The sequence below is a fragment of the Gymnodinialimonas sp. 57CJ19 genome (assembly GCF_038396845.1).
In the GTDB taxonomy this organism is placed as follows: domain Bacteria; phylum Pseudomonadota; class Alphaproteobacteria; order Rhodobacterales; family Rhodobacteraceae; genus Gymnodinialimonas.
Window position 1 is genome coordinate 3,701,371 of record NZ_CP151587.1, and the last position, 25,090, is coordinate 3,726,460.

General features: G+C 61.8%; 24 protein-coding genes and 1 tRNA gene. 14 read left to right on the top strand and 11 right to left on the bottom strand.

Features of this window, described 5'->3' with window-relative positions; genetic code table 11:
• Together AADW23_RS17990 and AADW23_RS17995 are read right to left on the bottom strand one after the other, a co-directional pair.
• Positions 1 to 966, bottom strand: coding sequence for an ABC transporter permease (locus tag AADW23_RS17990; RefSeq protein WP_341862322.1), 966 nt, complete (start codon positions 964 to 966; stop codon positions 1 to 3).
• Positions 967 to 1,107: 141 nt separating this feature from the next.
• Positions 1,108 to 2,676, bottom strand: a complete 1,569-nt coding sequence (locus AADW23_RS17995; RefSeq protein WP_341862323.1) for an ABC transporter substrate-binding protein — start codon at positions 2,674 to 2,676, stop codon at positions 1,108 to 1,110.
• Between the two features lie 146 nt (positions 2,677 to 2,822).
• Between AADW23_RS17995 and AADW23_RS18000 the strand changes: the two genes are divergently transcribed.
• Positions 2,823 to 3,575, top strand: coding sequence for a GntR family transcriptional regulator (locus AADW23_RS18000; RefSeq protein WP_341862324.1), 753 nt, complete (start codon positions 2,823 to 2,825; stop codon positions 3,573 to 3,575).
• 315 nt (positions 3,576 to 3,890) lie between these two features.
• Here AADW23_RS18000 and AADW23_RS18005 read toward each other — a convergent pair whose 3' ends face one another.
• From AADW23_RS18005 to AADW23_RS18020, 4 genes are read right to left on the bottom strand one after another with little or no spacing between them, the layout of a single operon-like run.
• Entirely contained in the window at positions 3,891 to 4,196 is a 306-nt protein-coding gene (locus AADW23_RS18005) for a hypothetical protein (protein WP_341862325.1), read from the bottom strand.
• Positions 4,183 to 5,529, bottom strand: coding sequence for an acyclic terpene utilization AtuA family protein (locus tag AADW23_RS18010; RefSeq protein WP_341862326.1), 1,347 nt, complete (start codon positions 5,527 to 5,529; stop codon positions 4,183 to 4,185). Before AADW23_RS18010 ends, AADW23_RS18005 begins: the two co-directional genes overlap by 14 nt.
• Positions 5,526 to 7,385, bottom strand: coding sequence for a TRAP transporter fused permease subunit (locus AADW23_RS18015; protein ID WP_341862327.1), 1,860 nt, complete (start codon positions 7,383 to 7,385; stop codon positions 5,526 to 5,528). Before AADW23_RS18015 ends, AADW23_RS18010 begins: the two co-directional genes overlap by 4 nt.
• Positions 7,386 to 7,389: 4 nt before the next feature.
• Positions 7,390 to 8,358 carry a TAXI family TRAP transporter solute-binding subunit gene (locus AADW23_RS18020; RefSeq protein WP_341862328.1) on the bottom strand — a complete coding sequence of 323 codons (969 nt, stop codon included), beginning with the start codon at positions 8,356 to 8,358 and terminating at the stop codon, positions 7,390 to 7,392.
• A gap of 109 nt (positions 8,359 to 8,467) precedes the next feature.
• Between AADW23_RS18020 and AADW23_RS18025 the strand changes: the two genes are divergently transcribed.
• Positions 8,468 to 9,370, top strand: coding sequence for a LysR substrate-binding domain-containing protein (locus tag AADW23_RS18025; protein ID WP_341862329.1), 903 nt, complete (start codon positions 8,468 to 8,470; stop codon positions 9,368 to 9,370).
• Between the two features lie 193 nt (positions 9,371 to 9,563).
• Here AADW23_RS18025 and AADW23_RS18030 read toward each other — a convergent pair.
• From AADW23_RS18030 to AADW23_RS18040, 3 genes are all read right to left on the bottom strand, one after another.
• Positions 9,564 to 9,650 (bottom strand) — tRNA-Leu (locus AADW23_RS18030).
• Between the two features lie 166 nt (positions 9,651 to 9,816).
• Positions 9,817 to 11,268, bottom strand: a complete 1,452-nt coding sequence (locus AADW23_RS18035) for a peptidoglycan-binding domain-containing protein (protein WP_341862330.1) — start codon at positions 11,266 to 11,268, stop codon at positions 9,817 to 9,819.
• Positions 11,269 to 11,399: 131 nt separating this feature from the next.
• Positions 11,400 to 11,912: a DUF2306 domain-containing protein gene (locus AADW23_RS18040; RefSeq protein WP_341862331.1), complete on the bottom strand. Its 513-nt coding sequence runs from the start codon at positions 11,910 to 11,912 to the stop codon at positions 11,400 to 11,402.
• Between the two features lie 101 nt (positions 11,913 to 12,013).
• Here AADW23_RS18040 and AADW23_RS18045 point away from each other — a divergent pair, with 101 nt between their 5' ends.
• The 8 genes from AADW23_RS18045 to AADW23_RS18080 all read left to right on the top strand — a co-directional run bounded on the left by AADW23_RS18045 (position 12,014) and on the right by AADW23_RS18080 (position 18,482).
• On the top strand, positions 12,014 to 12,790 hold the full coding sequence (locus AADW23_RS18045) for a LytTR family DNA-binding domain-containing protein (RefSeq protein WP_341862332.1): 777 nt from the start codon (positions 12,014 to 12,016) through the stop codon (positions 12,788 to 12,790).
• Between the two features lie 13 nt (positions 12,791 to 12,803).
• Complete coding sequence (lipB, locus tag AADW23_RS18050; RefSeq protein WP_341862333.1) at positions 12,804 to 13,454, top strand: lipoyl(octanoyl) transferase LipB; 651 nt, start codon at positions 12,804 to 12,806, stop codon at positions 13,452 to 13,454.
• Between the two features lie 47 nt (positions 13,455 to 13,501).
• Positions 13,502 to 14,122 carry an exopolysaccharide biosynthesis protein gene (locus tag AADW23_RS18055; protein ID WP_341862334.1) on the top strand — a complete coding sequence of 207 codons (621 nt, stop codon included), beginning with the start codon at positions 13,502 to 13,504 and terminating at the stop codon, positions 14,120 to 14,122.
• A gap of 223 nt (positions 14,123 to 14,345) precedes the next feature.
• On the top strand, positions 14,346 to 16,010 hold the full coding sequence (gene ctaD, locus AADW23_RS18060) for a cytochrome c oxidase subunit I (protein WP_341862335.1): 1,665 nt from the start codon (positions 14,346 to 14,348) through the stop codon (positions 16,008 to 16,010).
• An 80-nt stretch (positions 16,011 to 16,090) separates the two neighbouring features.
• Positions 16,091 to 16,483, top strand: a complete 393-nt coding sequence (locus tag AADW23_RS18065) for a cbb3-type cytochrome c oxidase subunit I (RefSeq protein ID WP_341862336.1) — start codon at positions 16,091 to 16,093, stop codon at positions 16,481 to 16,483.
• A gap of 56 nt (positions 16,484 to 16,539) precedes the next feature.
• The gene (locus AADW23_RS18070; RefSeq protein ID WP_341862337.1) at positions 16,540 to 17,043 is read left to right on the top strand and encodes a DUF2244 domain-containing protein; all 504 of its coding nucleotides are present in this window, start codon (positions 16,540 to 16,542) and stop codon (positions 17,041 to 17,043) included.
• Positions 17,044 to 17,130: 87 nt separating this feature from the next.
• Positions 17,131 to 18,243, top strand: a complete 1,113-nt coding sequence (locus AADW23_RS18075) for an AraC family transcriptional regulator (protein ID WP_341862338.1) — start codon at positions 17,131 to 17,133, stop codon at positions 18,241 to 18,243.
• 77 nt (positions 18,244 to 18,320) lie between these two features.
• Positions 18,321 to 18,482 carry a hypothetical protein gene (locus tag AADW23_RS18080; protein WP_341862339.1) on the top strand — a complete coding sequence of 54 codons (162 nt, stop codon included), beginning with the start codon at positions 18,321 to 18,323 and terminating at the stop codon, positions 18,480 to 18,482.
• 118 nt (positions 18,483 to 18,600) lie between these two features.
• Here the strand turns inward: AADW23_RS18080 and AADW23_RS18085 are convergent, their stop codons facing one another.
• A complete protein-coding gene (locus AADW23_RS18085; RefSeq protein ID WP_341862340.1) occupies positions 18,601 to 19,059 on the bottom strand; it encodes a GatB/YqeY domain-containing protein in 459 nt (152 codons plus the stop codon).
• Positions 19,060 to 19,204: 145 nt separating this feature from the next.
• On the opposite strand from AADW23_RS18085, the gene carA reads away from it, so the two are divergent.
• Both carA and AADW23_RS18095 read left to right on the top strand, forming a co-directional pair.
• Positions 19,205 to 20,359, top strand: a complete 1,155-nt coding sequence (gene carA, locus AADW23_RS18090; RefSeq protein ID WP_341862341.1) for a glutamine-hydrolyzing carbamoyl-phosphate synthase small subunit — start codon at positions 19,205 to 19,207, stop codon at positions 20,357 to 20,359.
• A gap of 108 nt (positions 20,360 to 20,467) precedes the next feature.
• Positions 20,468 to 22,495, top strand: coding sequence for a glycosyltransferase (locus AADW23_RS18095; RefSeq protein WP_341862342.1), 2,028 nt, complete (start codon positions 20,468 to 20,470; stop codon positions 22,493 to 22,495).
• On the opposite strand, the gene AADW23_RS18100 is transcribed toward AADW23_RS18095, so the two are convergent.
• Entirely contained in the window at positions 22,434 to 23,069 is a 636-nt protein-coding gene (locus AADW23_RS18100) for a GntR family transcriptional regulator (RefSeq protein WP_341862343.1), read from the bottom strand. The two genes, AADW23_RS18095 and AADW23_RS18100, sit on opposite strands and share 62 nt — an antisense overlap.
• Before the next feature lie 99 nt (positions 23,070 to 23,168).
• On the opposite strand from AADW23_RS18100, the gene AADW23_RS18105 reads away from it, so the two are divergent.
• Together AADW23_RS18105 and AADW23_RS18110 are read left to right on the top strand one after the other, a co-directional pair.
• Positions 23,169 to 23,810, top strand: a complete 642-nt coding sequence (locus tag AADW23_RS18105) for a pyrimidine 5'-nucleotidase (RefSeq protein WP_341862344.1) — start codon at positions 23,169 to 23,171, stop codon at positions 23,808 to 23,810.
• 73 nt (positions 23,811 to 23,883) lie between these two features.
• Positions 23,884 to 25,089 (top strand): UbiH/UbiF family hydroxylase, encoded by a 1,206-nt coding sequence (locus AADW23_RS18110; RefSeq protein ID WP_341864358.1) that lies wholly within the window; start codon positions 23,884 to 23,886, stop codon positions 25,087 to 25,089.
• Position 25,090: the final 1 nt, after the last annotated feature.

The window sequence follows — 25,090 nt, forward strand, 5'->3', positions numbered from 1 at the left end:
TCAAACGGTCCGGATGCGCGGGTTGACGAGCACGTACAGCAGGTCAACGACGACGTTGATGACAACAAAGGCAAGCGCGACCGTCAGCGTCACGCCCTGTACGAGGTTGGGTTCATTGTTGGTCACGCCGTTCAGGATCAGCATGCCCATTCCGTTGATGTTGAAGATGATCTCGATCACGACTGCGCCGCCGAGCAGGTAGCCGATGCGCAGACCCAGAACCGTAATCGGCGTGATCAAGGCATTGCGCAGAACGTTGCGCCCCACGACGATGCGGCGCGGTATCCCTGCACCCAGGGCGGTGCGAACGTAGTCTCGGTCCAATTCCTCTACCATCGAGGTTCGCACGACGCGCGCCAACTGCCCGATCACGGGCATCGCAAGGGCGAAAGCGGGAAGCGCCATGCGCATCAACCAGCCGCCGAAATCGTCGGTCATATCCGGTAGGCGTCCGGCCACGGGGAATACCGACCAAACACCGACGCGCGAGCCAAGAATCTGGATCAGAAGGATCGAAAGCCAGAACGACGGCGTCGACAGCGACGCAATGGAGAGCAGGCGGATCACCTGATCTGGCCATCCATCGCGGTACACCGCAGCAATGACCCCCAGCAAGACCGAGCCCGTGACCGCGATGATCAGGCCCAGAAACGTCAGTTGCAGCGTGATCGGGAAAGCGCGCAGAACCTCGTCGGCGACAGGAAGCTGCCGCGCGGAATAGGTGCCAAGGTCGAACTGCGCGAGGCCCACCAGAAACGAGGCATAGCGCGTCAGAAGCGGGTCGTTGAGACCGTTTTCCTCGCGATATTCCTCACGCGCCTCAATCGACGCGCCCTCCCCCAATGCCGTGATGGACACATCGACGTCGGAGAATGACATCACGAAGAAAACAAGAAACGTGATCCCAAGGATCATGATCGGCAACTGCATAAGGCGGCGCAGGATGAGATCGAAGACTTGTGACATGTGCGGCGGGCTCCCTAGGCGATCGGCGGCATCCAGAGAGTTTGGGCGGCAACAGGTACGTGCCCGCGCCCCAATCATCTCCAGGTCAAGCGATATGGGGCGCCGATAGATACCGGCGCCCCAGGTAGTATGTGATTGTGCTTACGCTTTGACGCCCACGTCCAGGAAGGACATGCCCGTGGTCGGAACCGGCGCGAAGCCTTCCAGCTGCGTGTCGTCCCATGCAGTAGACACCTGACGGTGGAACAGCGGATACAGCGGCACGTGATCGGAGATCAGATTGAACGCCTGGTTCCAGGTCGCCTGCTGCTCGTCACCGGTCTGACGCAGAGCCTGGTTCAGCAGGTCGGTGAGCTCCGCGTACTCGGCGCTGTCGGACCAGCGGTAGCGGCTTGTCGGCCAGACGTTGTCGCCGAACCACCACTGCATCAGGATGTCGGGGTCGTTGCCGAAGACCGACGGATCGCCCGGTGCAATCATGACCTGCATCTCGCCGGCATCTACACTGGCGTAGTGACCGCCGGACTGACCGACATCCAGAGTGATGTTGAATCCGGCCGCATCAAGGGCTTGCTTGAAGATTGGTGCCAGATCGCGAACCCAGCTGTGGTCCGTGATCATCAAGGTGACGTCGAGGGGGGAGTCCACACCGGCCTCTGCCAGCAACTCACGCGCCCGGTCGGGGTTGTGGGTATAGACGGTCGAGGCTTCGTTATAGTTCGGGTGGGTCTCCGGCAGGAACGACGTCGCGGCGGCAGCATTGTCAAGCATGCCGGTGCCAATGATGCTGTCCATGTCGATCGCGTAGAGGAACGCCTGGCGCACACGCACATCGTTGAACGGCGCAGAGCTTGTGTCGAACATCGCAAACAGCAGGCCGAAGGACTGAACCTTTTCGACGGTCGCGACAGCCGCAACCTGACCCGCGTCGATGTAAGGCACATCCTCGATAGCCATGACGGTCCCGGACGAGATCGCGTTCACGCGCGCGGTCGGGTCAGAGATCAGGCTCCAGATCATGTCAGCGGCCAATGCGGGGCGCGGACCGTTGTAGCCGTCAAAACGCTCGAACACGACTTCTGCTTCAGGCACGGCAGAGATCAGACGGAACGGGCCGGAACCGATCGGCAGGGAGCCGAAGGCGTCTTCGTCTGCTTCCACGATGGCGCGAGGTACGATCTTGACCGAACCCAGACGCTCATTGAACAGCGAGAACGGGAAGCCGGTGGTGATGCGCACGGTGGTCTCGTCGACGGCCTCAACGGTGTCAATGAAGGACACGAAGGACCGGAACAGGGACCGGGAGTCGGGGTCGAGAACGCGTTCGAAGGAGAAAACGACGTCGTCTGCTGTCACCGGAGAGCCGTCGTGAAACACAGCCCCTTCGCGCAGGGCAATGTCGTAAGTCATGCCGTCGGCGGATGTGGGCATCTCGGCGGCCAGTGCGGCGTAGGGCTCGCGGGTGACAGGGTCGAGGTCAACGAGGGCCTCGAACAGGTGCCAGTTGGCAGCCAGCGTCACGGCGCCCGAGGCGTTCAAGGGGTCAAACGTGCCCGACAGGCCATATGCGATACCCGCCAGAATGGTTGCGTCCATATCGACGTCGTCTTGCGCCCAAGCAGGCGCGCCGCTCAGCAGCAGCATGGACCCTACTGCGCCCGTCCCGAGCAGTAGTGCGCGACGCGACAGCGCCAGGTTTTCGTTTTTCATCAGTTTCCTCCAATTTTGACATCAGACGTATGACGTCTTATCTTTTGATAGAGGATGGCGTGATTTCGATCAATCCCCTATGTACCGCAACGTAATCGCGCCCGCTCCGGCGTTTTTCTCCGCCCGACCAATGCAAAGGAAGCCCAATGGCCAAAGCGAGTGACCTGCATTCCGATGCCGCCCGCAAACGCCGCAACACGACGGCCGAGAAGATCAAGCAACTGATTCTTCTCTCGGGTCTGCGTCCAGGTGATTCTATACCAACGGAGCCGGAGCTGTGCCGCGAACTTGGCGTTTCCCGCACGTCAGTACGCGAGGCGATGCGCACGTTGACGACCCTCGACATCGTTGAGGTGCAACATGGCCATGGCAGCCGGGTCGGCAAGATGAGCCTTGCGCCGCTGGTCGAAACGCTGGTTTTTCGCGGCGTCTTGTCCTCGGGCGATGACCTGACCGCCCTGCGTGAAGTGGTCGAACTACGCTCGTCGTTCGATCAGGCGATGGCGGATCAGCTTATTTCGGCCCACCAAGGCCACGACAACCAATCTCTGGCCCAGCTCGTGACCCAGATGAAGGGGAAAGCAGCCAAAGGGCAGACCTTCATGGCCGAGGACAGGCAATTCCATGCGGAATTATTGGCCCCGATCCCGAATAAATTGGCTGGCCAGATGGTGACGGCGTTCTGGGATGTTCATACGGCGGTTTTGCCACGACTGGGTTTGGCGCTTCCTGATGATCTGTGTCAGACCGCGCAAGCCCACGGCGACATCCTTGAAGCGGTCCAATCCGGCAACCACGATGGGTATCGGACGGCGGTCGTCCGCCATTATGAACCCCTGCTTCGGATGCTCGACATTACGGCTGCATGGGAAACACAGCCGGAAAACGCAGCATCATAGACGCGCAGCTTACCCGGGGAAATTACGTCCTGCTGGCCATGCTTGCGCGCGGCTTTCCTGTTGCAGTTTAACGCGGCCTTCGTGTCTTGGCACTTGGCGGCGTAGCTTTCCAACACCTCTCTCTCTTGACCTGCGGGCCGCATAAAGTAGGGCCGCTCGCCTGTCACCGTCGCGAAAACTTCGTCCAAATGCCTCTGCCAGCGGCTTGATCTCAAGCCCTCAATCCAGCTTTTCCTGACCTGAGACGCGGACGTTGGACCGTGGCCAGTGTCGATTTGGCCAACTATGGTCGAGCGGGGTCGCCATCAAGCGTGTCTAGGCGTCAACATCCATCTCCAGCAAGACAGACGCCAGGCATTTACCGTGGGCATCCAACGCGAGAGACCGAGTAACCCCGCCGGTCAACGCACCTTTCAGCACGAAATTCATCGCGTGCAACTGAGGCACAAGATACCGCGTCACCCCACTGGCAAAGCCCGGCCCGAAGTGAGCGCGCACGCGATCCACGGTGACGGTCTGCACCAGTGTGTCCCAGTCCTTCGGGTCATAGGCGATGATCGAAATGTTGGACGTATCGCCCTTGTCGCCTGTGCGCCCGTGGGCGATGTCATGCAACAGCATGGCTTACCTCCAAAAGTTCAAACCCGGTCTGAACCTTTTCCGCAGGGATCATTGTGGAGGCAATTGCGACAATCTCCTCCACGGAGCGGGACACGCCACCGCCGCCGGCAGGACCGCACAGATACAGACTTTCGACTTCATTGACGACCGCTTCGGCGCCCACGAGGGTGTCACAGCGGGCCGCAAACCTAAGCCGGACTTCAGATGGCGTTGAACCGGTCATGGCCTCTTTGCGCGGGATGGATGTTGCGCCGATGAGCGAACAATGTGTCGCGGTAACCCCTGTGGCGCGCTTGCTCAGACGATGTTTCAGGATCTCACCGGCCAACTCAGCGCGCGCCACGCAATTGACGCCCGCGTAGCTGATCTGCCCATCCGCTTTCCAGCCATCGCGATACCCGACGGACACTTTCAGCGATCCGTTGGCGGCCCGCCCTGTAGCGCCGCTCACGGCCACGCGATCCGGACCGACCTCTGTGAAGTCCACGCCTGAGAAATCCGCGATTACGTCGGGCTGGAAATAGCTGGCTGGGTCGTGGATCTCATACAGAAGTTGCTCAATACAGGTGGCGCGGGTGACACAGCCACCGGTTCCGTCAATTTTGGTAATAACCGCGTTGCCATCCGCCGTCACTTCCGCCAGCGGGAAGCCGACCTCCGCCAGATTTGGGACGTCCTTCTTGCCGGGATCGGCGAAGTAGCCGCCGGTGATCTGGGCGCCACATTCCAGCAAATGCCCCACCAGCGTGCCGCGACCGAGCCGCTCCCAATCATCCAAGCGCCAGCGGAAGTGATGCACCAACGGTGCAAGAAACAGGACTGGGTCCGCCGCACGTCCGCAAATGACAATATCCGCCCCGGCGTCCAGTGCAGCGACAACGGGAGCGACGCCGATATAGGCATTGGCCGAGACGAGACGGTCTTTCAAAGAGGCCGCCGGTGATCCGGTTTCCTCCAAGGTGAAATCGCCGATCTGGTCCAGCACATCGTCGCCGGTTACGGCTGCGATACGCAGGTGGTCCAGCCCCAACTCGCGCGCAATATCGCGCACGAGACGTGCCGCGGCACGGGGGTTGGCCGCGCCCATGTTGCTGACGATGCGGGTACCGTTCATTGCTATCACCGGCAGAACCGCGCGCATCCGCCACTCCAGCAGGGGGTCATAGCCTGCATTGGGGTCCGAAAGGCGTGCCTTCTGAGCCTTCGCAATGGTGCGTTCCGCGAGACACTCGAAGATGAGGAAATCAAGCTCTCCACGCTTTGCCAGGTCAACCGCAGGCTCAATCCGGTCTCCTGAAAATCCGGCCCCTGCTCCGATACGCAAAACACTCATGCCAAGGACTTTCGGTTGGTGGCCCGCATTGCGTAAACGCCCGCAAGCAGGGCAAGCGCCACAAAGGGTGAAACAGGATGCGGGAAGACCGCGATGCCGATGGCCGCCAGCATGATCGCGATGTCAAACACGCGCGACCCCGTGACCCGGATGCCAGACAAAAGAGCCGGGATCGCGATCACCAAAACGATGCCTGCAACCAGTCCCTGCAACGCCTCTATCCATGTGCCCTGCATGGTCATGCCGGGATAGAGAAGGAACAGAAACGGAATGAGGTACGTCACCGCCCCCAGCCGCACGGCCTGCCCCGCGGCAGGCAGCCAGTTTGTCTGTGCAATGCCTGAGCCTACGAAAACGGCCACGCAAACGGGCGGTGTTATCACCGATATGGTCGCATAGTAGAAGACGAACAGATGCGCCACCAGCGGATCGACGCCCACAGCCGTCATGGCCGGTGCAAGCGTTGCCGCGACCAAAACGTAGGCCGCCGTGGTGGGCAGACCCATTCCCATGACAAGGCAGACGCCCGCCACAATGATTGCCACCAAGGGCACGACATCGCCTGCGGTTGCCACGATCAGCGTCGACATGGTCACGCCGATGCCCGTCAGGTTGATCATCGACACCAGCACCTGCGCACCCGCCAGAAGCACGCCAATGATGACCATGCCCTTTCCCGCATCCTCCAGCCCGTCCGTGACCTTGGTTATCATCTCGCGCACGGACACGTTTCCGGCCTGGGTCAGCACGAAGGCGATGAGAAGCCCGAGGACACCGTAAAATGCCGCCGTGGCGATCGAACGGCCCATGTAGATCGCGAGACCAAGGCCCCCGAAGGCCAGCACAATGGGCAGGATACGGCGCGGGGCGACGATGGTTCTCCACTCGGGCAGGTCGCCCTCAGGTACAACGGCAAGGTTGCGGCGGATGGCGACGAAATGGACCGTGAGGAAGACAGAGATATAAAACAGAAGCGCCGGGATGATCGCACCCAGGATTATGGTGACGTAGGGGATGCCAAGGATTTCTGCCATGACAAATGCCGCAGCGCCCATGATCGGCGGGGCCAGTTGGCCCCCGGTCGACGCCACGGCCTCCACCGCTGCCGCAAAGGGGCGCGGATAGCCGAGGCGGATCATCATGTTGATGGTAAAATTGCCGGTCGTCGCCACGTTGGCCACGGCAGATCCGGAAATGGTGCCGAAAAGCCCGCTGGCGATGGTCGCGATCTTGGCCGCGCCGCCCGGTTGCTGCCCGCCCAAGCGCATGGCGATATCCATGAAGGCTTGTCCGCCGCCGGTGTGAAGCAACAGCGACCCAAACAGGACGAAGGCCGCAATCACTGTGGCCGCAACGCCCGTAAGCATCCCCCAGATACCGAGATCGCCAAGAAAAATGGTCTCGGTCACAAATGCCGCGTCAAAGCCCCGATGGCTGAGCGTGCCAGGCAAAAGATTCCCGTACAGCGCATAAAGAACGCCCGTTGATACCAGGATTGGGAAAATGATCCCGACTGTGCGACGCCCCAGTTCCAGCACCGCCAGTACCAGACCCGCCGTGAGCGCCATCTCAAGCGTCGTGGCCCAAGGCAACGACGACATGATCCGTTCATAGTTCCATATGATGTATCCGCACGCTGACACGGCAATCGCCGTCAGGAGCAAATCAATCGCCAAGCCAAATGGGCGCCAGGACTTCCCGGCACCCAAGGGGTAGAGCGCAAACCCAAGGGCCGTGACAAGCGCCAGAAACAGCGCCCGCTGAACCAACCCCTCGAAAGGGCCAGCCGCGGCCGTGTAGAACACGAACACTCCGACCAGGATGGCCAACGCTTTCTGGATTTGCGGCAAGGTCATGGGATCAGCCGTCCGCAGGCATCAAAGCATCGGGGATATCGTGCCCGTTCTCTTCAAACCAGCGCGCGGCACCGGGGTGGAGCGCAATGGTGCCGAATTGAAGCGTCATCTCGGCAATGTCCGCGCCCGCTAGACTAGCCATGGCGTTCGCCTGTGCTGTCTCATCCGCCATGATCGTGCTGACGATCTGGTACGCGGTTTCCTCGTCCATATCGACGGGAGCGGCAACGCCGACACCGAAGCTCCAGGTGGTGTAGGCGGGGATGCCCTCCCCGGCACCTTCGGGGATGTCCACGACGGAGATATCAGGCATCTCGGCCCGCAGGATCTCTGCCTGTTCAGGGCTCAGGCCCAGAACCGCGATGTCAGTGCCGGTCGCGATATCCATGGTGGATGCGTCCAGCAGGTTGCCAGAGCCGGATTTCACATAGCCGATCACGCGGTTGTCACGGATCGAGTTCACGATGTCTGTGGTGGAGCCGCGCACGAAATCCGCCGTCAGGCCGAGCGTGGCGAAAACAGCCTCAGCCGTGGCTTCCGTGGCCGATCCGCGAATGCCGGGGTTGAAGGCCGTGCCCTCTAATTCCTCAAGGCTGCCAATTCCTGCATCTGCCCGGACGATGACGTTTTGCGGAGCGTTGGTATAGACCCAGAGCAAGCGCAGGTCCTGCGGGTTGCCGTCGAAGGCATTTGTTCCGGCAGCGGCGTGTTGAACCACATTGGTCGTCACCAATCCAAGGTCCAATTGGCCACGCGCCATACGCTGTATGTTGTCCATGGTCGCGCCGGTTTCCACGATTGTCGCGTCCACGCCCTCGGCATGTTCGTTGATAAGCTGTCCGACAGCCACGAAATAGGCGTAGTGGCTGGACGAAGCCGAGGTCGATCCGATCAGCAAGTCCTGGGCCTGCGCGGCAAAGGCCGATCCCACGAGCGCAGTCGCGCCAAGCAACGTTCTGGTAAAGGTGTTCATATCATCCTCCCTAGCAAATGATGAAAGGATGCCTCTCGCATGCCTTTGCTGGTACATATTTACCGCCGATACCTGTTGCGGGAAGTGTAACTTTGATCATAATTGATGCATGAAACGCAGCAATCCAACACTGCTCGATTTCCGGGCAGTTCTGATCCTGAGCCAGGCGCAGTCGTTCCGAATTGCTGCGGATCAGCTGGATATGTCGCCGTCCGCCCTGTCACGCCAGATCACCAATCTGGAAACGCGGTTGCAGGCGCGCCTGTTTGATCGTGACACGCGCAACGTGGAAATCACGGATGCCGGCCTCGCGTTTGCGAGGGTGGCTGAGCGGATGGTCAATTTAGCGGAAGACAGCATCGCAGAATTTGAAAACTTCCGCTCCGGCCGCAAGGGCAAGGTCACAATCGCCGGGCTGCCATCGGTCACGGCGAGTTTGCTACCGGAGATCCTGAGAGAATTCTCTCGTGACTACCCCGACATTACCCTGAAGATCATTGATGCCCTGTCTGGCGACGTCCTTGATGCTGTCGAGGCCGGAGAGGCGGACATCGGGTTCACCGCAGGAACGGCCACCGCGCGGTCCAGACTGTCATTCGAGCCGCTGATGGCGGATGAATTCGTCGCCTTGGGCTTGCCTGACGGAGACCTCGCCGAGGACCGCCGCTATAATTGGGCCGAATTGATCACTATGCCACAGATCGCGATGGCCATGGGCACCAGCGTAAGAGAGTTGATCGACAGCAATTGCCTACAATCGGGCACCACGCTGACACCCCGTTTTGAGGTGTCGCACTTGGCCACTGCGGGGGCGCTGGTTTCTGCCGGCTTGGGCATCACCGTACTGCCCCGCCTGACCTTGAGGGTCCTTCGGATCGACAGCCTCGTGGTGAGAGAAATCTCAAACTTCGGCGCGCGCAGGAGGATCGGGTTGGTCCGCAGAACCGGGCGCACCCTGTCTCCGGCAGCCATGGCGTTTCTGAAGTACGTCAAACTTCCCGCAACCGAGTGAAGCGCCCCTCGGCTGACGCTTCAGATTATCGCGTCGGCGCAAGGAGGACTCCACAGGCCGGTGTTTTCTGCTCAAGAGGCCGAACGCACGATATGCTTCAGCACAACCGCTACGGCAGTGGAGGATAATTTGGAGGGATTAGTCGGTGAGCCGTCAGATTTTCATTTTAAATATGACATCTTGTACGGTTCACTGGTGCGCTCGGCGAGACTCGAACTCGCACGGGTGTTACCCCACAGCGACCTCAACGCTGCGCGTCTACCAATTCCGCCACGAGCGCACGTGATCAGGTAGTGCGCGGTCTGTAGCCGCTCGGAAAGGCGATGTGAAGGGGGTCCGAGGCCTCTTGTTCGGTTTTTTGTCACAGAATGTGTCTTCAGGCCGTCCAACGCGAAACGGCGGGCCCGGATGGACCCGCCGCTTCTGGTATCAATCGGGTCGCAGACCTATTGATTGACTTGGAACGTCGGCAGCACGGACTGCGGCGCAACGACGATCTCGGGCTCTACGCTGACCGGGTTCGGCACTTGAACGGGGGCCACGTTGAACGTCGGCACTTGCGTGACGCTTGCGGCGGGAACTGGCACGGGCTGGCCGCCCAAGGTCATGGCAACGGCCTGACGGATCAGGGGCAAGCGGCCTGCATCGGTTGGGCTGAACACGGCGGGGGCGCCCGCCTCAACAGCGCTGAGGGATACGTCGAACCATTCCTGAGCGGCCGCATCATTGGCCGACATGCCGAAGCCTTCGCGCATATGGTGGCCGATCAGCTCGCCGTAGGCAGGCTCGCCAGAGGCGACAAGGATCAGGGCAGACCCCATGGCCATATCCATGTCATCGGCGCCATAGCCGACACCCAGACAAACCCGGGCGGTGCCGGCCAGTTCGGCCTGCGGGATGCCCGTGGTGTAGGCAAACCCTTGCGCCGAGCCCATGGCCTCCAGTGGGGTCAGGGTGCTGAGTTGCGCGGTTTGCCCCGCAACGGCGGTGGAGAAGCCTTCACATTGCACGGTGATGTCGGCGTAGCTGAGGCCGGTGATGGCCTGGGTCAGGTCGTGACCTTGGTTCACGGCGCTGGCACGGGCGGTGCAGAACTGCTCGGACAGGGCGAAGCTGGGGTTGGACAGGTTGCCCAGTGTCATCATCCCGCCGTTTGCCTGGCCTTGAAGCGCCACGGCATCGCACCGAGACGACAGAACTGGCGTGGCCGAAGCATTGGCGAACAGGTTGGGAACCGGGCCATTTGCGGGCGCAGCAACGGTGGTGACCGGCGCGTTGGGGCCGGGGGCGGGCACAATCGTTGTAGTCGCGGGGTTCACGATAACGGTAGTGCCACCGGCGACCGGGGGGGCTGTGGTCGTGGCAGGCGTGATGTTACCCGCCAGAACCTGAGCATAGGCTCCCAGCAAAGGTTGACCTTGCAGGCCGGTCTGAGTGGCGCCGCCATTGGTGGCCCATTGGTAGGCGTTGATCAGGTGCAGCGCCTGTGGTTCGGGGAACGAGCGGCCGTTGACGGGGTAGCCTTGGAACGCCTGATACCGCTCGACCGCGCTACGGGTGGCGGGGCCGACCTGGCCATCAACAAAGCCCGCATCGAAGCCAAAGTAGTTCAGGGCCGTCTGGACCTGACGCCCGGCCTCGGTCGCGGGGATCGCGGGGCGTGCAGGGCGCGGACGGTGGGGGCGCGCGGGCTGCGAGGGTTGCGCCGTGGGCGGTGTGCCCTGAGGCTGCGGAGCAGGTTGAATTACGCGGGTGCGGGGCTGCGAGGCCGCGCCAATGGCCACGCCAATCGCGCCCCCTAGAAGCAGGCCGCCAATCACATCACGGGCGTCTTGCGCCTGTGCGGGGGCCGAAGCGATGGGTGTCAGGGCGATGGCAGCGACAAGCGAGGATGTCATTAAATACTTAGCAAACATAAATAAATTCTCCGCAGACAAGAAGGGGCAGTCTCTCTGAAAATCACATTAGCAGAAAACCTACCGATTCCCTTAGGCAGGAATCCCCTACCCTTCCCCTTGCCTTGCGGTGCCTAGGCCGCTGCCGCGGCACTTACTGCCCTCCGACGACGGGCCGCAAAGAGCCCGAGGTTGAACGCCAGCGCCAGCCCTGCCACCGCCCCGATAAGCCACAGGCCCATGTCCGGGGCGTTCCCAAACACCACTTGGTTCATCCGCCGCCCCGGCAAGAAGTTGAGCGTTCCGGCCACCAGAAGGCCGTACCAGTAAAGGTTGCGAAACGCGGCCCGATGCGCCCGAATGCGCCCTGCCACGGCAAAGCGTATCCCGGACCAAAGCGTCCAAAGCGTCAGGACCGACAACAGGTGAATGGGGCTGAATGGGCCGATCAGGGCGAATTCGCGTATCCAGAACGACGACAATGCCACCGCTGCCATGGCCACAGTCCAGATGTAGCCGGTGATCTTGTGAAGCCTGTCCCGCTTGCGGCGCAACACAACGAAGGCGCCCAGGATAACTGAGACCAACGCGCAGGTGACGTGGATTTGCAGGTAGAGGGGCATGTGGAGAAGCGGGGTCAGGGTCATGGAAAGCTCCGTGGATTGGCATCTGCGTTTCGATTGCGTATCTAAACCCATGCCGGAAGACGCCGAGCCAGCGCGCCTTCGCCAACCGTAGGACAGGCTTCGTGAACGACAGCCCATCGCACTTCGCGCTTCGCCAATGGCGGGCGCAGTTTTCCGCCCCCGCGACGCTGCTGATCCTTTGTGCCGTGGCCGGGTTGCTGGCGATCCTGGGGCCGTTTGAGACGGGCACTTACCTGGCGCTGGCCCCACGCTTCGCCTATTGGCTGGTGATGGCCGCCGCGACTTATTCGGTCGGGCTTTTGGTGAACTCGTTTCTGCAACAGGCGCTGCCGACGGCGTTGCCAATGCCTCTCAAGGTGGCAATTGCCGGCGTGGCAACGGGGCTGACGATCACGCCACTGGTCGTTGCGCTTAACCTTGTGACCTTTGGCATGGTGCCCACGGGTGCGGAGCTGCCCGGGCTGCTCCTGCAATTCTTCGCCATCGCGCTGATCATTTCGGTCATTTTTCATGCCATCGACCGCTCCTTGCCCCAGCCAGAGCCCTCCTCGGAGGCCCGTCTGCCCGCGCTGCTTGACCGCCTGCCACTGGACAAACGCGGCCCTCTGGTCTCGCTCTCGTCCGAGGATCATTATACCCGCATCCGCACCACGCGCGGTGAGGACCTTGTTTTGATCCGCCTGTCAGATGCGATCCGCGAGGCAGAGCCGACGGCGGGTCTGCGGGTTCATCGCTCTCACTGGGTGGCGCTGGCGCAGGTGCAAAACGCGCGCCGTGACGGAGACAGGGCCGTCTTGCAGGTCACGGGTGGGGGTGACATTCCGGTCAGCCGCGCCAATATCGCCGCGATCAAGGATGCGGGCCTTCTGCCCCAATAACGAAAGCGCCCCCATGGTTGAATGGATCACTTCGGACAAGCCCGTGCCCTACCCTCTGGCGGTAGAGCGGATGGAGGCACGCGCCAACGCCATTGCCCGGGGAGAGGCCGGAGAGGCGATTTGGCTTCTGGAGCATCCGCCCCTTTATACCGCCGGGACGTCGGCCGATATCGCCGACCTGAAAGAGCCCGACAGGTTCCCGGTTTTCGACACCAGACGCGGCGGGCAATACACCTACCACGGCCCCGGCCAGCGCGTGGCCTATGTGATGCTGGACCTCAACACACGGGGCCGCGACGTGCGGGTCTTTGTGGAGAAGTTGGAGGAATGGGTGATCGCGGCGCTGGATGAATTCAACGTGCGCGGCGCGGTCCGAGAAGGACGCGTCGGTGTCTGGGTGGAACGCCCCGAGAAGCCGCCCCTGCCCGACGGCAGCCCGCGCGAAGACAAGATCGCCGCAATCGGCGTAAAAATGCGCCGATGGGTGAGCTTTCACGGCATCTCGATCAACGTGGAACCGGACCTGAGCCATTTTGACGGGATCGTGCCCTGTGGCATCCAAGGCCACGGGGTCACCAGCTTGGTGGATCTGGGGCTGCCGGTTACGATCACCGATCTCGATCTGGCCTTGAAACGGCAATTCGCCCGCGTGTTTCAGAGATAAAGCGCGGGCAAATGGGAACCCCCTTGTGGTTGGGGTGTTGCCTTTCCATGACAATGGAAACCAGCAGCAACTTGGCGAGTTCTGACGCCACGCCCGAGCCGGCCCTGTCGGACCTGACCGATGATCTGTCCCGTGCGGCCAAGCAAAACGACGGTAAGGTCGCCAAGATCGTGGACGAGGCGGGCGCCAATGGCCTGTTGCCGATGATGACCGTCATGGGGCTGCTGTTGGTGTCGCCGCTGTCGGGAATTCCGTTGTTTTCCACCTCCGTAGGCGTGATGATTTTCCTTTGCGCCGTTCAGGCGGCGATGGGGCGCGACAGGCTTTGGCTGCCCGGTTTCCTGCGTCGGCAACGGATCGACCCCAGCCGAATTGAAAAGGCGATGGACCGTATCCACAGCGCGGCGGAGTGGTTGGAGGCCCGCGCCACCTCGCGTCTGGAATGGCTGAGCTTGCCGCCCGCGCGCGCCGCCTTCCTGACCATTGCGGCGGTTTATGGTGCCGTCATGCCAATTATGGAGCTGATCCCCTTCACCTCCTCCCTCTTGGGGGCAGCGGTGGTGATGATCGGACTTGGTCTATTGCTGCGCGATGGCGTGTTGCTGCTGATTTCAATCCTTCCGACGTTGATCGCGGCAGGGGTCATTTTCCGCCTTCTGCTGGCGTAGAGACGCGCTTGGGATCGATGCGAAGACCGTTCGGTCCGCGCCTATTCAATTAGACCTGCGCCAAAATTACCCACCACAAAGATCACATGAACGCGAGATGTCGCGTTGATCCGGGCGCGGTGGCGCACTAAACCATCTGACAATAGACTCGAATTGCGCCGCCCTCACGGGCGTTCGCTTCGTGTACCCACACCGCGACCCAAGCGCGAAGCAGGAGACAACCATGGCAGACGCCACCCATACCGGGCACGAGCATCACGACGATCGGGGGTTCTTCACCCGGTGGTTCATGTCGACCAACCACAAAGATATCGGTATCCTTTATCTGTTCACCGCTGGCCTCGTGGGCCTGATTTCGGTGGCTTTCACCGTCTACATGCGGATGGAACTGATGAACCCCGGCGTTCAGCTGATGTGCCAGGAAGGCGCTCGACTGATCGCTGACGCAACGCAGGAATGCTCGCCCAACGGGCAGATGTGGAACGTATTGATTACGGGTCACGGCGTTCTGATGATGTTCTTCGTGGTTATTCCCGCCCTATTCGGCGGCTTTGGCAACTACTTCATGCCGCTGATGATCGGTGCGCCGGACATGGCGTTCCCTCGTTTGAACAACCTGTCTTACTGGATGTATGTGGCCGGTACGGGCCTTGCGTTCTGCTCTGTCACGATTGATGGCGGCGCGGGTCCGGGTTGGACCTTCTATCCGCCGATCTCGGCGCAAGGCGTTGAAACATCCCGTGCCGTGGACTTCGCGATCTTCGCGGTTCACGTCTCGGGTGCGTCTTCCATCCTTGGTTCGATCAACTTCATCACCACGTTCCTCAACATGCGCGCCCCCGGCATGACGCTGCACAAAGTGCCGCTGTTTGCCTGGTCCGTGTTTGTGACCGCTTGGTTGCTTCTGCTGTCCCTGCCCGTTCTGGCCGGTGCCATCACCATGCTGCTGACGGACCGGAACTTTGGCACGACCTTCTTCGATCCCGCCGGTGGCGGTGACCCGATCCTGTTCCAGCACATCTTCTGGTTCTTCGGCCACCCCGAGGTTTACATCGTGATCCTGCCCGCCTTCGGGATCATCAGCCACATCGTCTCCACCTTCGCCAAGAAGCCGATCTTCGGCTACCTGCCGATGGTCTACGCGCTGGTGGCAATCGGCGGCCTGGGCTTCGTTGTATGGGCGCACCACATGTACACCGTCGGTATGACATTGACCCAGCAGGCCTACTTCATGGTCGCCACGATGGTCATCGCCGTGCCCACGGGCATCAAGATCTTCTCGTGGATCGCGACGATGTGGATGGGCTCGATCTCGTTCAAGACCCCGATGATGTTCGCCCTCGGCTTCATCTTCCTCTTCACGCTCGGCGGCACGACAGGCATCATCCTGTCCCAGGCCGGTGTGGACCGCGCCTATCACGACACCTACTACGTCGTGGCGCACTTCCACTACGTGATGAGCCTTGGCGCCGTCTTCGGCATCTTTGCCGCCGTCTACTACTGGATCGGCAAGATGTCGGGTCGCCAGTACCCTGAATGGGCCGGTCAACTGCACTTCTGGGTGTTCTTCATCGGCACCAACCTGACGTTCTTCCCACAGCACTTCTTGGGCCGTCAGGGCATGCCGCGTCGCTACATCGACTATCCGGACGCCTTCGCGCTTTGGAACTACGTGTCGTCGATCGGTGCGTTCATCTCCTTCGCGTCGTTCCTCTTCTTCATCGGCATCGTGTTCTACACGCTCTTCGCCGGTAAGAAGGTGACGCAGCCCGCCTACTGGGGTGAGCACGCAGACACGCTGGAGTGGACATTGCCCAACCCACCCCCAGAGCACACGTTCGAGGTGCTGCCGACCCGCGACATGTGGGACAAACAGCCGGACCACTAAGCGCACGCATGCGCTGGCACGATTGGCTACTGGTACTGACAAGCGGCGCCCTCCTCGGGGGCGCCGTTTCTGCATTCGGCATGAGCCGTATCACGTGGCGCCAGCAAGGCCCCGATCGCGCCTATCATGACACCTACTACGTGATCGCCCATGGTCCCTTCATGTTCGCGGCGGTGTCCCTTGTCGTTTTGGCAGTGACCCTCCACTTCGCACTACTCCGCAGGTCCACGCCCCGTATTGCCGCCTTCGGCGCGATTGCATTGTGTGTGCTCGCATTGGGTATCGCCCTGATGCTTGCGCCACAGATGTTCCTGGCGACCGGCGGCTTGCCGCAGCGCTACATTGATTACCCGGATACGTTTGCGCGCTGGCAACTGCTTGCCACACTCGGCGGAAGCCTCGGGGTGGCGGCCTATGTTACCTTGTTCGGCCTGTCGCTTCGCGCCTGGCTGCACCGGCGGCGCAAACGGTAGCGCTCCGCGACGGCTTGCCCCTTGTCTTTGAGCGCTGACGCCGCAGAATAAATCCTATGCCGATCACCACCGCCGCACCCAGTTTATCGACGTCGAAACGCGGCTCTCCGCAGCTGTCCTTGCGTCTGACGCCTTACAAGAGCCTCACGCCCGAGGGCTTCGTCTGGTTCATCGCCGTGACCGCGACGCTTATCTCCATGCCGCTGCTGGCAATCATCGGCACCTCGGTATTCTGGGCGCTGCTGCCTTTTGTGGTCTTGGCAATCTGGGCGATCTGGACAGCCCTCAAGCGGTCGTGGCGGGACATGGACCTGTATGAAGACGTAATGATCTGGAGTGACCTGATCCGCGTGGAGCGCCATGAGCGTAAACGTCCCCCCCGCGATTGGGAGGCAAACCCATATTGGGTCCGCGTGCAGATCCACCCCAAAAGCGGCCCGGTACCGGATTACCTGACCCTGAAAGGCGGCCCGAGGGAGGTGGAGCTTGGCGCGTTCCTGACGCCCGCCGAACGGGTGGCCCTTAAAGATCAGCTGGAAAGAACCCTCGCCGATTTATGAAATCGCCCCGATTTTTCAGTATCGGTGTGCACGATGGTGCGCCCCGTGCCTATGTAGAGGCTCGGTAGGGTTGAAGAGGTAGCGCTGATGCTTTTGCTCGATATCATCTTGCGCGGGTCCAGCATCGGGTTGATGGGCCTGCTGGCAGGTCTGCTCTGGCGCGCGCCGATTGAATGGGAGGGGCGGCTGTCCGTCGTTGCTGTGGCGGTCGCGCAATCGGCGCATCTTCTTCTGACCGCCGCCATGCCGCTTGAGATGTCGGTGCCCGTGACTGGCATCCTCACCGTGTTCTCCAGCCTGACCCCCAGCGCCGTCACATGGCTGATCGTGACCATCTTTCTTGACCCGCCCGGCAAGCGCTGGCCATGGCTTGTGGCCTCCCTGTTCGTGTCCCTTCACTACTACCTGTTCCAAACTGCGCCCGAGCTTGTCGCGCATGTGCCCTGCGGCACCAGTGCGGTGGCTCTGTTTGGGGCGCTGTTTGGGCTGGCGCTGGTGTCTTCTCGGGATGATCTGGTGGAATGTCGCTGTCAGGCCCGTCCAGGGTTCGCCGCCGCTATTGCAGCGCTTGGGATCGTGATGACCGCATCGGAGTCGTTCAACTGGCCCGGGCACGATGCCCCCCTCATGGCCTTGCTGGCATCGGGCGGAACCAGTGCCATCGTCATCAGCTTCGCCGTGTGGATTCTGCGTCCCGACACCTCCCTTTGGCCTGGTGCATCTTCCGAGCCCTCCCCCACGGCTGCCCACATCCCGACCCAAACCGTCGATGCGCTATTGATCGAGCGTATAAAGGCCGCCATGGCCGCAGGTATTTGGCAGGAGGAGGGCCTGACCATCGGCACTCTGGCCGCGCGTCTGAATGTGCCGGAGCATCGCATGCGCAAAGCGATTAACGCGGGTCTTGGGTATCGGAACTTTTCCAGCTTCATCAATCAGGCCCGGATTGCGGCCGCCAAGGCGCAGCTGTCCGATCCGGAAAAGGCCCACAAGACGGTGCTGGAACTCGCCTACGGCGTGGGGTTCGCTTCTCTCGGGCCGTTCAACCGGGCGTTTCGCGATGTCACGGGGCAGAGCCCGACCGAGTACCGCAAAGCGATGCTATCGGCGGCGCTGGCCCACGGGACGCTTGAGGCGCGCAACGCAAGCACCCGCGCCGATTCTGAAAACCACGCGCCAATTTCCGCAAAACTGAACTGATTTCCAAAACCGGAGCGCTTGAGGTGACCTCTCGCCCCATCCTCCTGTCATCGTTTCATCAATGACAGGAAAGCCCCATGCGCCGTCTCACCATCGCCCTCATCGTCCCCCTCATCCTTGCCGCGCCCGCTCTGGCCCAAGGGGTCGCATTCCCAACCCTCACGATGCCCGAGCCCGGTACCTTCTGCGGTCCCCTGCAATTGTGCACGCCCTTGGTGACGCAGGATGTTCAGCAGTAGGTCGGTGGGCTGGGGTGGGGGGAATGCAATAAGGGCTGGCGAAGCCAGCCCCCTGCCGCGAAGCGGCCACCGCACGCGCGACAGCGCGTGCCCCTGCCCCGGCGGGGCAGGGTCTTACTCAGTTCAAGCGGTCTTTGACCAACGGTCCAACCGCGCCAAAGTCCATCCGTCCGGCGTATTTGCCTTTCAATGCGCCCATGACCCGGCCCATATCACGGATGCTATCGGCCCCCGTCTCGGCAATTGCGGCGTCCACGGCCTTGGCGACTTCCGCCTCTGATAGCTGGCGCGGCAAGTATTCTTCGATCACCGCGATCTCGGCCTGCTCCTGCGCGGCCAGCTCCAGCCGCCCGCCCTCTTCGTAAACACGGGCGCTTTCCTGGCGCTGCTTCACCATCTTGGCCATGATCGCCAGCACCTCATCCTCGCCCACGCCATCGGCGTTCCCTTTGGCGCGGACTGCAATGTCTTGGTCCTTCACGGCGGCGTTGATCAGACGCAGCGTCGATAGACGCACCGTGTCCTTCTCGCGCATCGCGTTCTTGATTCCGTCGGTGATCTTGTTGCGCAAGCCCATGGTCGCATCCCAGGTGTGAAAATATTGAGCGCGATAGGTATGCGATCCGCAGCGATACAACAAGGCGCACCTTGACCGCGCGTCGGTGCGCCCATAAACCACCGAAAGTTTGCCCCGCCCCCTGCCACCTACCGGAGCCCTCCCCATGTCCGATCACCCGACCGCCTGCCTTGTCCTTGCCGATGGCACCATCTTTTACGGAAAGGGCTTCGGCGCCACGGGCATCCGGGTGGCCGAGCTGTGCTTCAACACCGCCATGACCGGCTACCAGGAGATCATGACCGATCCCTCCTATGCGGGCCAGATCGTGACGTTTACCTTCCCCCATATCGGCAACACCGGCACCACATCCGAGGATGATGAAACAGCCGATCCCGTCGCCGAGGGGATCGTGGTGAAATGGGACGTGACCGAGCCTTCCAACTGGCGGGCGCAGGCCCATTTGGTCGATTGGATGACCCGCACGGGCCGGGTGGGCATCGGCGGCGTGGATACACGGCGCCTGACCCGTGAAATCCGCCAGCAGGGCGCGCCCCACGTGGCCCTTGCCCATGACCCGGATGGCAATTTCGACATCGAAGCGATGGTCGCTGCCGCGCGCGGGTTTGCCGGGCTTGAAGGGGTCGATCTGGCCAAGGACGTGACCTGCGCCCAAAGCTACCGTTGGGACGAGATGCGGTGGGCCTGGCCCGAAGGCTATACCAAACGCGAAGGGGCGGCCCCCAAGGTTGTGGCTCTGGATTACGGCGCGAAACGCAACATTCTGCGCTGCCTTGCCAGCGCCGGTATGGATGTGACCGTCATGCCCGCCACTGCTACGGCGGAAGAGGTACTTGCCCAATCCCCCGACGGTGTCTTTTTGTCCAACGGCCCCGGCGATCCGGCGGCCACGGGCGCATATGCAGTCCCGATGATCAAGAGCGTCCTAGAGGCGGAAATCCCCGTCTTCGGCATCTGCCTTGGTCACCAGATGCTTGCGCTGGCCCTGGGGGCACGGACCGTGAAGATGAACCACGGCCACCACGGCGCGAACCATCCGGTGAAGGATCTGACGACCGGCAAGGTCGAAATCACCTCGATGAACCACGGCTTCACCGTGGACAGCCAAACGCTTCCCGAAGGGGTCTCGGAAACCCATGTCAGCCTCTTTGACGGGTCCAACTGTGGCATCGCCGTGGAGGGCAAACCGATCTTCTCGGTGCAGCACCACCCCGAGGCAAGCCCCGGCCCGCAAGACAGCTTCTACTTGTTCGAACGCTTCGCCGAGGCCGTCAACGCAAGCGCGAAGGCCCACGCATAAGGCGATGCGGGCCTCGCTCTGAGGGGCCGTTTACCTTTTCTTAACTGATTTTGCAGAACAATCGGCGCAGGGATCTAATCCGCTCGTCGAAAGGAACGCACCAAGGTTATGGATGGAGACGCGCCCGATGCCATGCGGCGCGACACGCTTGATGTCGCAGAAGACTCCGCTCTGGCGCATCCAATTACCCGTGCAATCCCCCATGAGCCGCCCCCCAAACGCCCCCGCGACGAGACGGCGCTTTTGCGTGCGCTGCTGTTGGAACGTGGACTTGCGGGCTTGGACCACATTCTCCGGGCTGAAGCCGCGATGCGGGGAACGTCTTTGTCCCTTGGTCAGGTCCTGACGTTTCAAGGGGCCATCAGCGAGGCAGAGCTTCTGTCTATGCTATCGCAAATATATGACGTGGGGATCGCTGACCTTGCGAGCGAGCGGCCTGCCCCTTCCCTTGCTGCAAAACTGCCCGCGGACGTCGCGATCGCGTCCGAGGTGGTGGTCTGGAAGCAGGCGGGCTCGGCTTTGGTTGTCGCCACCACAAGGCCGGACCGGGTGCACGTGCTGCACGCGCATCTGCCAGACGTCCGGCGCATCGTTCCCGTCCTCGCCCCGCGCGCCCAGATCATCGAGGCGCAACGCGCCGTCTACGGGAGGGAACGCGCCCGCGTCGCGGAAGGGCGCGCGCCGGAAAAACATTCCTGTCGCTCGTGGCGCGGGTACGCTTTGGGCCGCTATATCCTTGCAGCCACGATCCTTGGCCTCATCGTGTTGCTGCTGGCTCCGCTTGCCCTGTCCGAGGTTGTATTTGGCGTCGCCATCGTTGTACTCATTGGCAATTCCGTTCTGAAACTCTCGGCCTTCGCGCAATGCTTGCGCAGCGAGGCGCATTCCCCCTCCCCCCCTCAGAGCGCGGCGCGATTACTGCATTTGCCGACCGTCAGCATCCTTGTCCCCCTGTTCAAGGAACCCGAAGTGGCTGGGGCGCTCGTGGAACGCCTGCGCCGGATCGACTACCCGCGCGAGCGCCTCGATATCATTTTAGCCGTGGAAGAGGACGACCCCCTGACCCTGAAGGCCCTGCGCAAGGGCAGCTTACCGACGTGGATGCGGGCGGTGATCGTGCCCCGTGGCAGCCCGCAAACCAAGCCGCGCGCGTTGAACTATGTCCTCAATTACGCAAGGGGCGAGATCATCGGCATTTATGATGCCGAGGATCGACCAGAGCCCGATCAAATCCACCGCGTCGTGCAACACTTCTCTACGGCGCCCGCCAAGGTCGCCTGCCTGCAAGGGCGGTTGGATTACTATAACGCCCGTCACAATTGGCTAAGCCGCTTGTTTACCGTGGAATATGCCGCTTGGTTCAGGGTGCTTTTGCCCGGCGTCCAGAAGATGGGCCTTGTGGTGCCCCTTGGCGGAACCACGGTCTTCCTGCGTCGCACTGTGCTTGAGGCCGTCGGCGCATGGGACGCTCACAACGTGACCGAGGATGCAGAACTTGGGCTGCGTTTGGCGCGCTCTGGCTATCTTACGGAAATTGTCGAGACCACCACGTTTGAGGAAGCAAACGCCGCCGTTTTGCCTTGGGTGAAACAGCGCTCTCGGTGGCTCAAGGGCTATTTGATGACCTATGGCGCCGCGATGCGGCGCCCCGCAGTGCTTTTACGTGACCTTGGCGCATGGCGATTTTTCTGGCTTCAGATCCAGTTCGTGGGGGCGGTTCTCGGCTTTCTGTCTGCACCGCTCTTGTGGAGCTTCATGGTGAAGCCGTTCGGCATCTGGCACCCGTTGGATGCGGTGCTGTCGCCCTTCGCCTATGGGGTGCTCGCGACGATCATGTTGGTGGGGCTGTTCGGCTCTGTCGCGATTTCGATCTACGCCTGCCGCGCAAAACATCTGCGCCACCTCCGCGCTATCACACCGTTGGTGGAGCCTTACTACCTGTTTGGCACCATCGCCGCTTGGATCGGCTTGTTTGAACTGATGGTGAAGCCGTTCTTCTGGGCCAAGACCACCCATGGAAATTTCGGAGCCTCGCATCCAGACACGGACGACGTGGGGGTGTTGGAGGAGGTGACTAGCTCCGCTGCGCCTCTTCCCGCAGGCGGACTTGGAACGCGGTCGATAGATGCGCCTTGAGCGCATTGGCCGCGCGGTCTCCGTCACGGGCAGAGATCGCGTCAACTATGGCCGCGTGTTCTTCCAGTGCGACCGCCCCACGCCCCTCTGCCGCCAGAGAAGTCCGCGCCATCAACGCCATGGAGCGGTAGACGAGGTCCAACTGCTGCACCAGATAGCGGTTGTGCGAGGCAAGGTGGATCTGGTGATGAAAGCGCCGATTTGCGCGCGCCAGTGTTTCCGGGTCCGCCACCAGCGCCCGATCCTGTTCCACCATATCATACAGCACGGCGATTTCCTCGGTCGCCGCATGTTGCGCGGCGAGCCTTGCGGCCAAGCCTTCCAGTTCTTGGCGGACCGCATAGAGCTCGGCCATTTGCGCGTGATCCAGCGAGGCCACGATCAACGAGCGGCCATCCCGGGTCAGCAGGGATTGGGTTTCGAGCCGTTGCAATGCCTCACGGATCGGCGTGCGGCTGACGCCGAACCGGTCGGCCAGCTCACTTTCCACCAGACGCGAGCCGGGCCGGTACACGCCCCCATCAATCGCCTCCAGGATCATTGCATAGGCGTCTTTCTGCCCCACATCACTCATCGCGAAATCGTCCCCTTATCAAGGCCGTGGACGCTAAGCGCCGGTCCGGTCCCTGTCCAGTGGCTTGCGCAGGTGCCCGCGGGGGCGTAGGCCTCTGGGATGGCACAATTAACCGATATCGACACATGGGTCTTTGACCTCGACAACACGCTGTATCCGCCGGATATGGCGTTATTCCCGCAGGTTAACGCCAAGATGGCCGCCTATGTGTGCAAGGTGCTTGGGGTGACGCTGGATGAGGCCAACATACTGCGGCGAGAGTATTACCTGACCCATGGCACGACCCTTGCCGGTTTGATGCTCAACCATGACATTGATCCAGAACCCTATCTGCTGGATGTCCACGACATTGATTTTTCGGTCCTGTCGCCTGATCCGGCCCTTGCCACCGCAATCAAGGCCCTGCCGGGGCGCAAAATCATCTACACCAACGGCACCGCCCCCTACGCCGAGGCCGTCACCCACGCCCGCGGGCTGGAGGGGGTATTCGACGCGATTTATGGCGTGGAACATGCCGACTACCATCCCAAGCCATCACCCAAAGCCTTCGAGACGGTTTTCGGAAAAGAGGCGCTGCCTCACACCAAGGCCGCGATGTTCGAGGATGAAGCCCGCAACTTGCGCGTGCCCCATAGCCTTGGGCTGACCACAATTCACGTGGCCCCGGAGCCGGAGGAACAGGAATTCATCCACCACGGCACGGCGGATTTGGCGCAGTTCCTACAGGCGCTGCCGCGCTAACCCCCGTGTGTGTTTCCACGCCCGAGACACAACGCCGCTTTTCCCCGAAGGCGGCAGGGCCTACATCTTGCCCATGAATGACGTGCAGGACATCGATGTTTTCATTTCCGGCGGCGGTGTCGCGGGCCTTGCTGCAACCGTGGCCTTTGCCCAGGCGGGTTTCACGACGCTTTGCGCGGATCCTGCCCCCCCGGTGATAGCAAGGGAAGAGGCGGGCGCGGACCTGCGCACGACGGCATTTTTGCAACCCGCACAAGCGTTTCTGGAGAGAATTGGCCTGTGGACGCGCTTTGCCTCCCTGGCCACGCCATTGCAGGTCATGCGTATCGTGGATGCGGGCGGGGACGCGGGCGAGGCGCGGGCGAGCCATGATTTCCGTGCGGCAGATATCTCGGATCTGCCGTTTGGGTGGAACTTGCCGAATTGGGTGTTGCGGCGCGAAATGGTCGCCCATATCGCCACCCTGCCCCACGCCCGGTTTCTGCCCGGAACCGGCACGGCCCATGTGATGACGAGAGAGACAGAGGCGCGGGTCACCTTGAGCGACGGCATGCGCCTTCGGGCCAAACTGATCGTCGCGGCCGACGGCCGCTCCTCTCCGGTGCGCGAGGCGGCGGGGATCGGGGTGCGCACAACGCGCTACGGGCAGAAGGCACTGGCCTTTGCGGTGACCCATGATGCGCCCCACGAGAATGTATCGACCGAGGTCCATCGCAGCGGCGGGCCGTTCACATTGGTGCCATTGCCAGATCATGAGGGGCGGCCCTGTTCGGCGGTGGTCTGGATGGAACGCGGGCCCGAGGTTGTGCGGTTGGCGGGATTGTCGGAAGCCGCGTTCGAGGAAGAAATGACAGCAAGATCGGCCGGGCTGTACGGGGCGTTGAAACTGGCGTCACGGCGCAGTGTTTGGCCGATCATCAGCCAGATCGCCGATCAGATGGCCGCCGAGCGCATCGCCTTGGTGGCAGAAGCGGCCCATGTGGTGCCGCCGATCGGGGCACAGGGGCTCAACATGAGTCTTGCCGATATTGCATCGTTGCTGAGTACCGCGGAGGCGGGTCGCGATGATCCGGGCCGGGCGGAAGAATTGGCAAGATATGCCCGCGCCCGTCACGCCGAGGTTCGGGCCCGAGTGACCGGGATCGACGCGCTGAACCGAGCCTCGATGGCCGACGCGAAGGGCTTGCGGAATATGCGGTTGCAGGCGTTGAATGGGTTGTATGCCGTGGCCCCCGTCCGACACATGTTGATGCGGGCGGGACTTGGGGCCAAGGGCTGAT

What these genes read in the sequence shown, in the direction of transcription:
- AADW23_RS17990 (WP_341862322.1), bottom strand. Translation starts at nt 966, where the DNA reads ATGTCACAAGTCTTCGATCTCATCCTGCGCCGCCTTATGCAGTTGCCG.
- AADW23_RS17995 (WP_341862323.1), bottom strand. Translation starts at nt 2,676, where the DNA reads ATGAAAAACGAAAACCTGGCGCTGTCGCGTCGCGCACTACTGCTCGGG.
- AADW23_RS18000 (WP_341862324.1), top strand. Translation starts at nt 2,823, where the DNA reads ATGGCCAAAGCGAGTGACCTGCATTCCGATGCCGCCCGCAAACGCCGC.
- AADW23_RS18005 (WP_341862325.1), bottom strand. Translation starts at nt 4,196, where the DNA reads ATGCTGTTGCATGACATCGCCCACGGGCGCACAGGCGACAAGGGCGAT.
- AADW23_RS18010 (WP_341862326.1), bottom strand. Translation starts at nt 5,529, where the DNA reads ATGAGTGTTTTGCGTATCGGAGCAGGGGCCGGATTTTCAGGAGACCGG.
- AADW23_RS18015 (WP_341862327.1), bottom strand. Translation starts at nt 7,385, where the DNA reads ATGACCTTGCCGCAAATCCAGAAAGCGTTGGCCATCCTGGTCGGAGTG.
- AADW23_RS18020 (WP_341862328.1), bottom strand. Translation starts at nt 8,358, where the DNA reads ATGAACACCTTTACCAGAACGTTGCTTGGCGCGACTGCGCTCGTGGGA.
- AADW23_RS18025 (WP_341862329.1), top strand. Translation starts at nt 8,468, where the DNA reads ATGAAACGCAGCAATCCAACACTGCTCGATTTCCGGGCAGTTCTGATC.
- AADW23_RS18035 (WP_341862330.1), bottom strand. Translation starts at nt 11,268, where the DNA reads ATGACATCCTCGCTTGTCGCTGCCATCGCCCTGACACCCATCGCTTCG.
- AADW23_RS18040 (WP_341862331.1), bottom strand. Translation starts at nt 11,912, where the DNA reads ATGACCCTGACCCCGCTTCTCCACATGCCCCTCTACCTGCAAATCCAC.
- lipB (WP_341862333.1), top strand. Translation starts at nt 12,804, where the DNA reads ATGGTTGAATGGATCACTTCGGACAAGCCCGTGCCCTACCCTCTGGCG.
- AADW23_RS18055 (WP_341862334.1), top strand. Translation starts at nt 13,502, where the DNA reads ATGACAATGGAAACCAGCAGCAACTTGGCGAGTTCTGACGCCACGCCC.
- ctaD (WP_341862335.1), top strand. Translation starts at nt 14,346, where the DNA reads ATGGCAGACGCCACCCATACCGGGCACGAGCATCACGACGATCGGGGG.
- AADW23_RS18065 (WP_341862336.1), top strand. Translation starts at nt 16,091, where the DNA reads ATGAGCCGTATCACGTGGCGCCAGCAAGGCCCCGATCGCGCCTATCAT.
- AADW23_RS18070 (WP_341862337.1), top strand. Translation starts at nt 16,540, where the DNA reads ATGCCGATCACCACCGCCGCACCCAGTTTATCGACGTCGAAACGCGGC.
- AADW23_RS18075 (WP_341862338.1), top strand. Translation starts at nt 17,131, where the DNA reads ATGCTTTTGCTCGATATCATCTTGCGCGGGTCCAGCATCGGGTTGATG.
- AADW23_RS18080 (WP_341862339.1), top strand. Translation starts at nt 18,321, where the DNA reads ATGCGCCGTCTCACCATCGCCCTCATCGTCCCCCTCATCCTTGCCGCG.
- AADW23_RS18085 (WP_341862340.1), bottom strand. Translation starts at nt 19,059, where the DNA reads ATGGGCTTGCGCAACAAGATCACCGACGGAATCAAGAACGCGATGCGC.
- carA (WP_341862341.1), top strand. Translation starts at nt 19,205, where the DNA reads ATGTCCGATCACCCGACCGCCTGCCTTGTCCTTGCCGATGGCACCATC.
- AADW23_RS18095 (WP_341862342.1), top strand. Translation starts at nt 20,468, where the DNA reads ATGGATGGAGACGCGCCCGATGCCATGCGGCGCGACACGCTTGATGTC.
- AADW23_RS18100 (WP_341862343.1), bottom strand. Translation starts at nt 23,069, where the DNA reads ATGAGTGATGTGGGGCAGAAAGACGCCTATGCAATGATCCTGGAGGCG.
- AADW23_RS18105 (WP_341862344.1), top strand. Translation starts at nt 23,169, where the DNA reads ATGGCACAATTAACCGATATCGACACATGGGTCTTTGACCTCGACAAC.
- AADW23_RS18110 (WP_341864358.1), top strand. Translation starts at nt 23,884, where the DNA reads ATGAATGACGTGCAGGACATCGATGTTTTCATTTCCGGCGGCGGTGTC.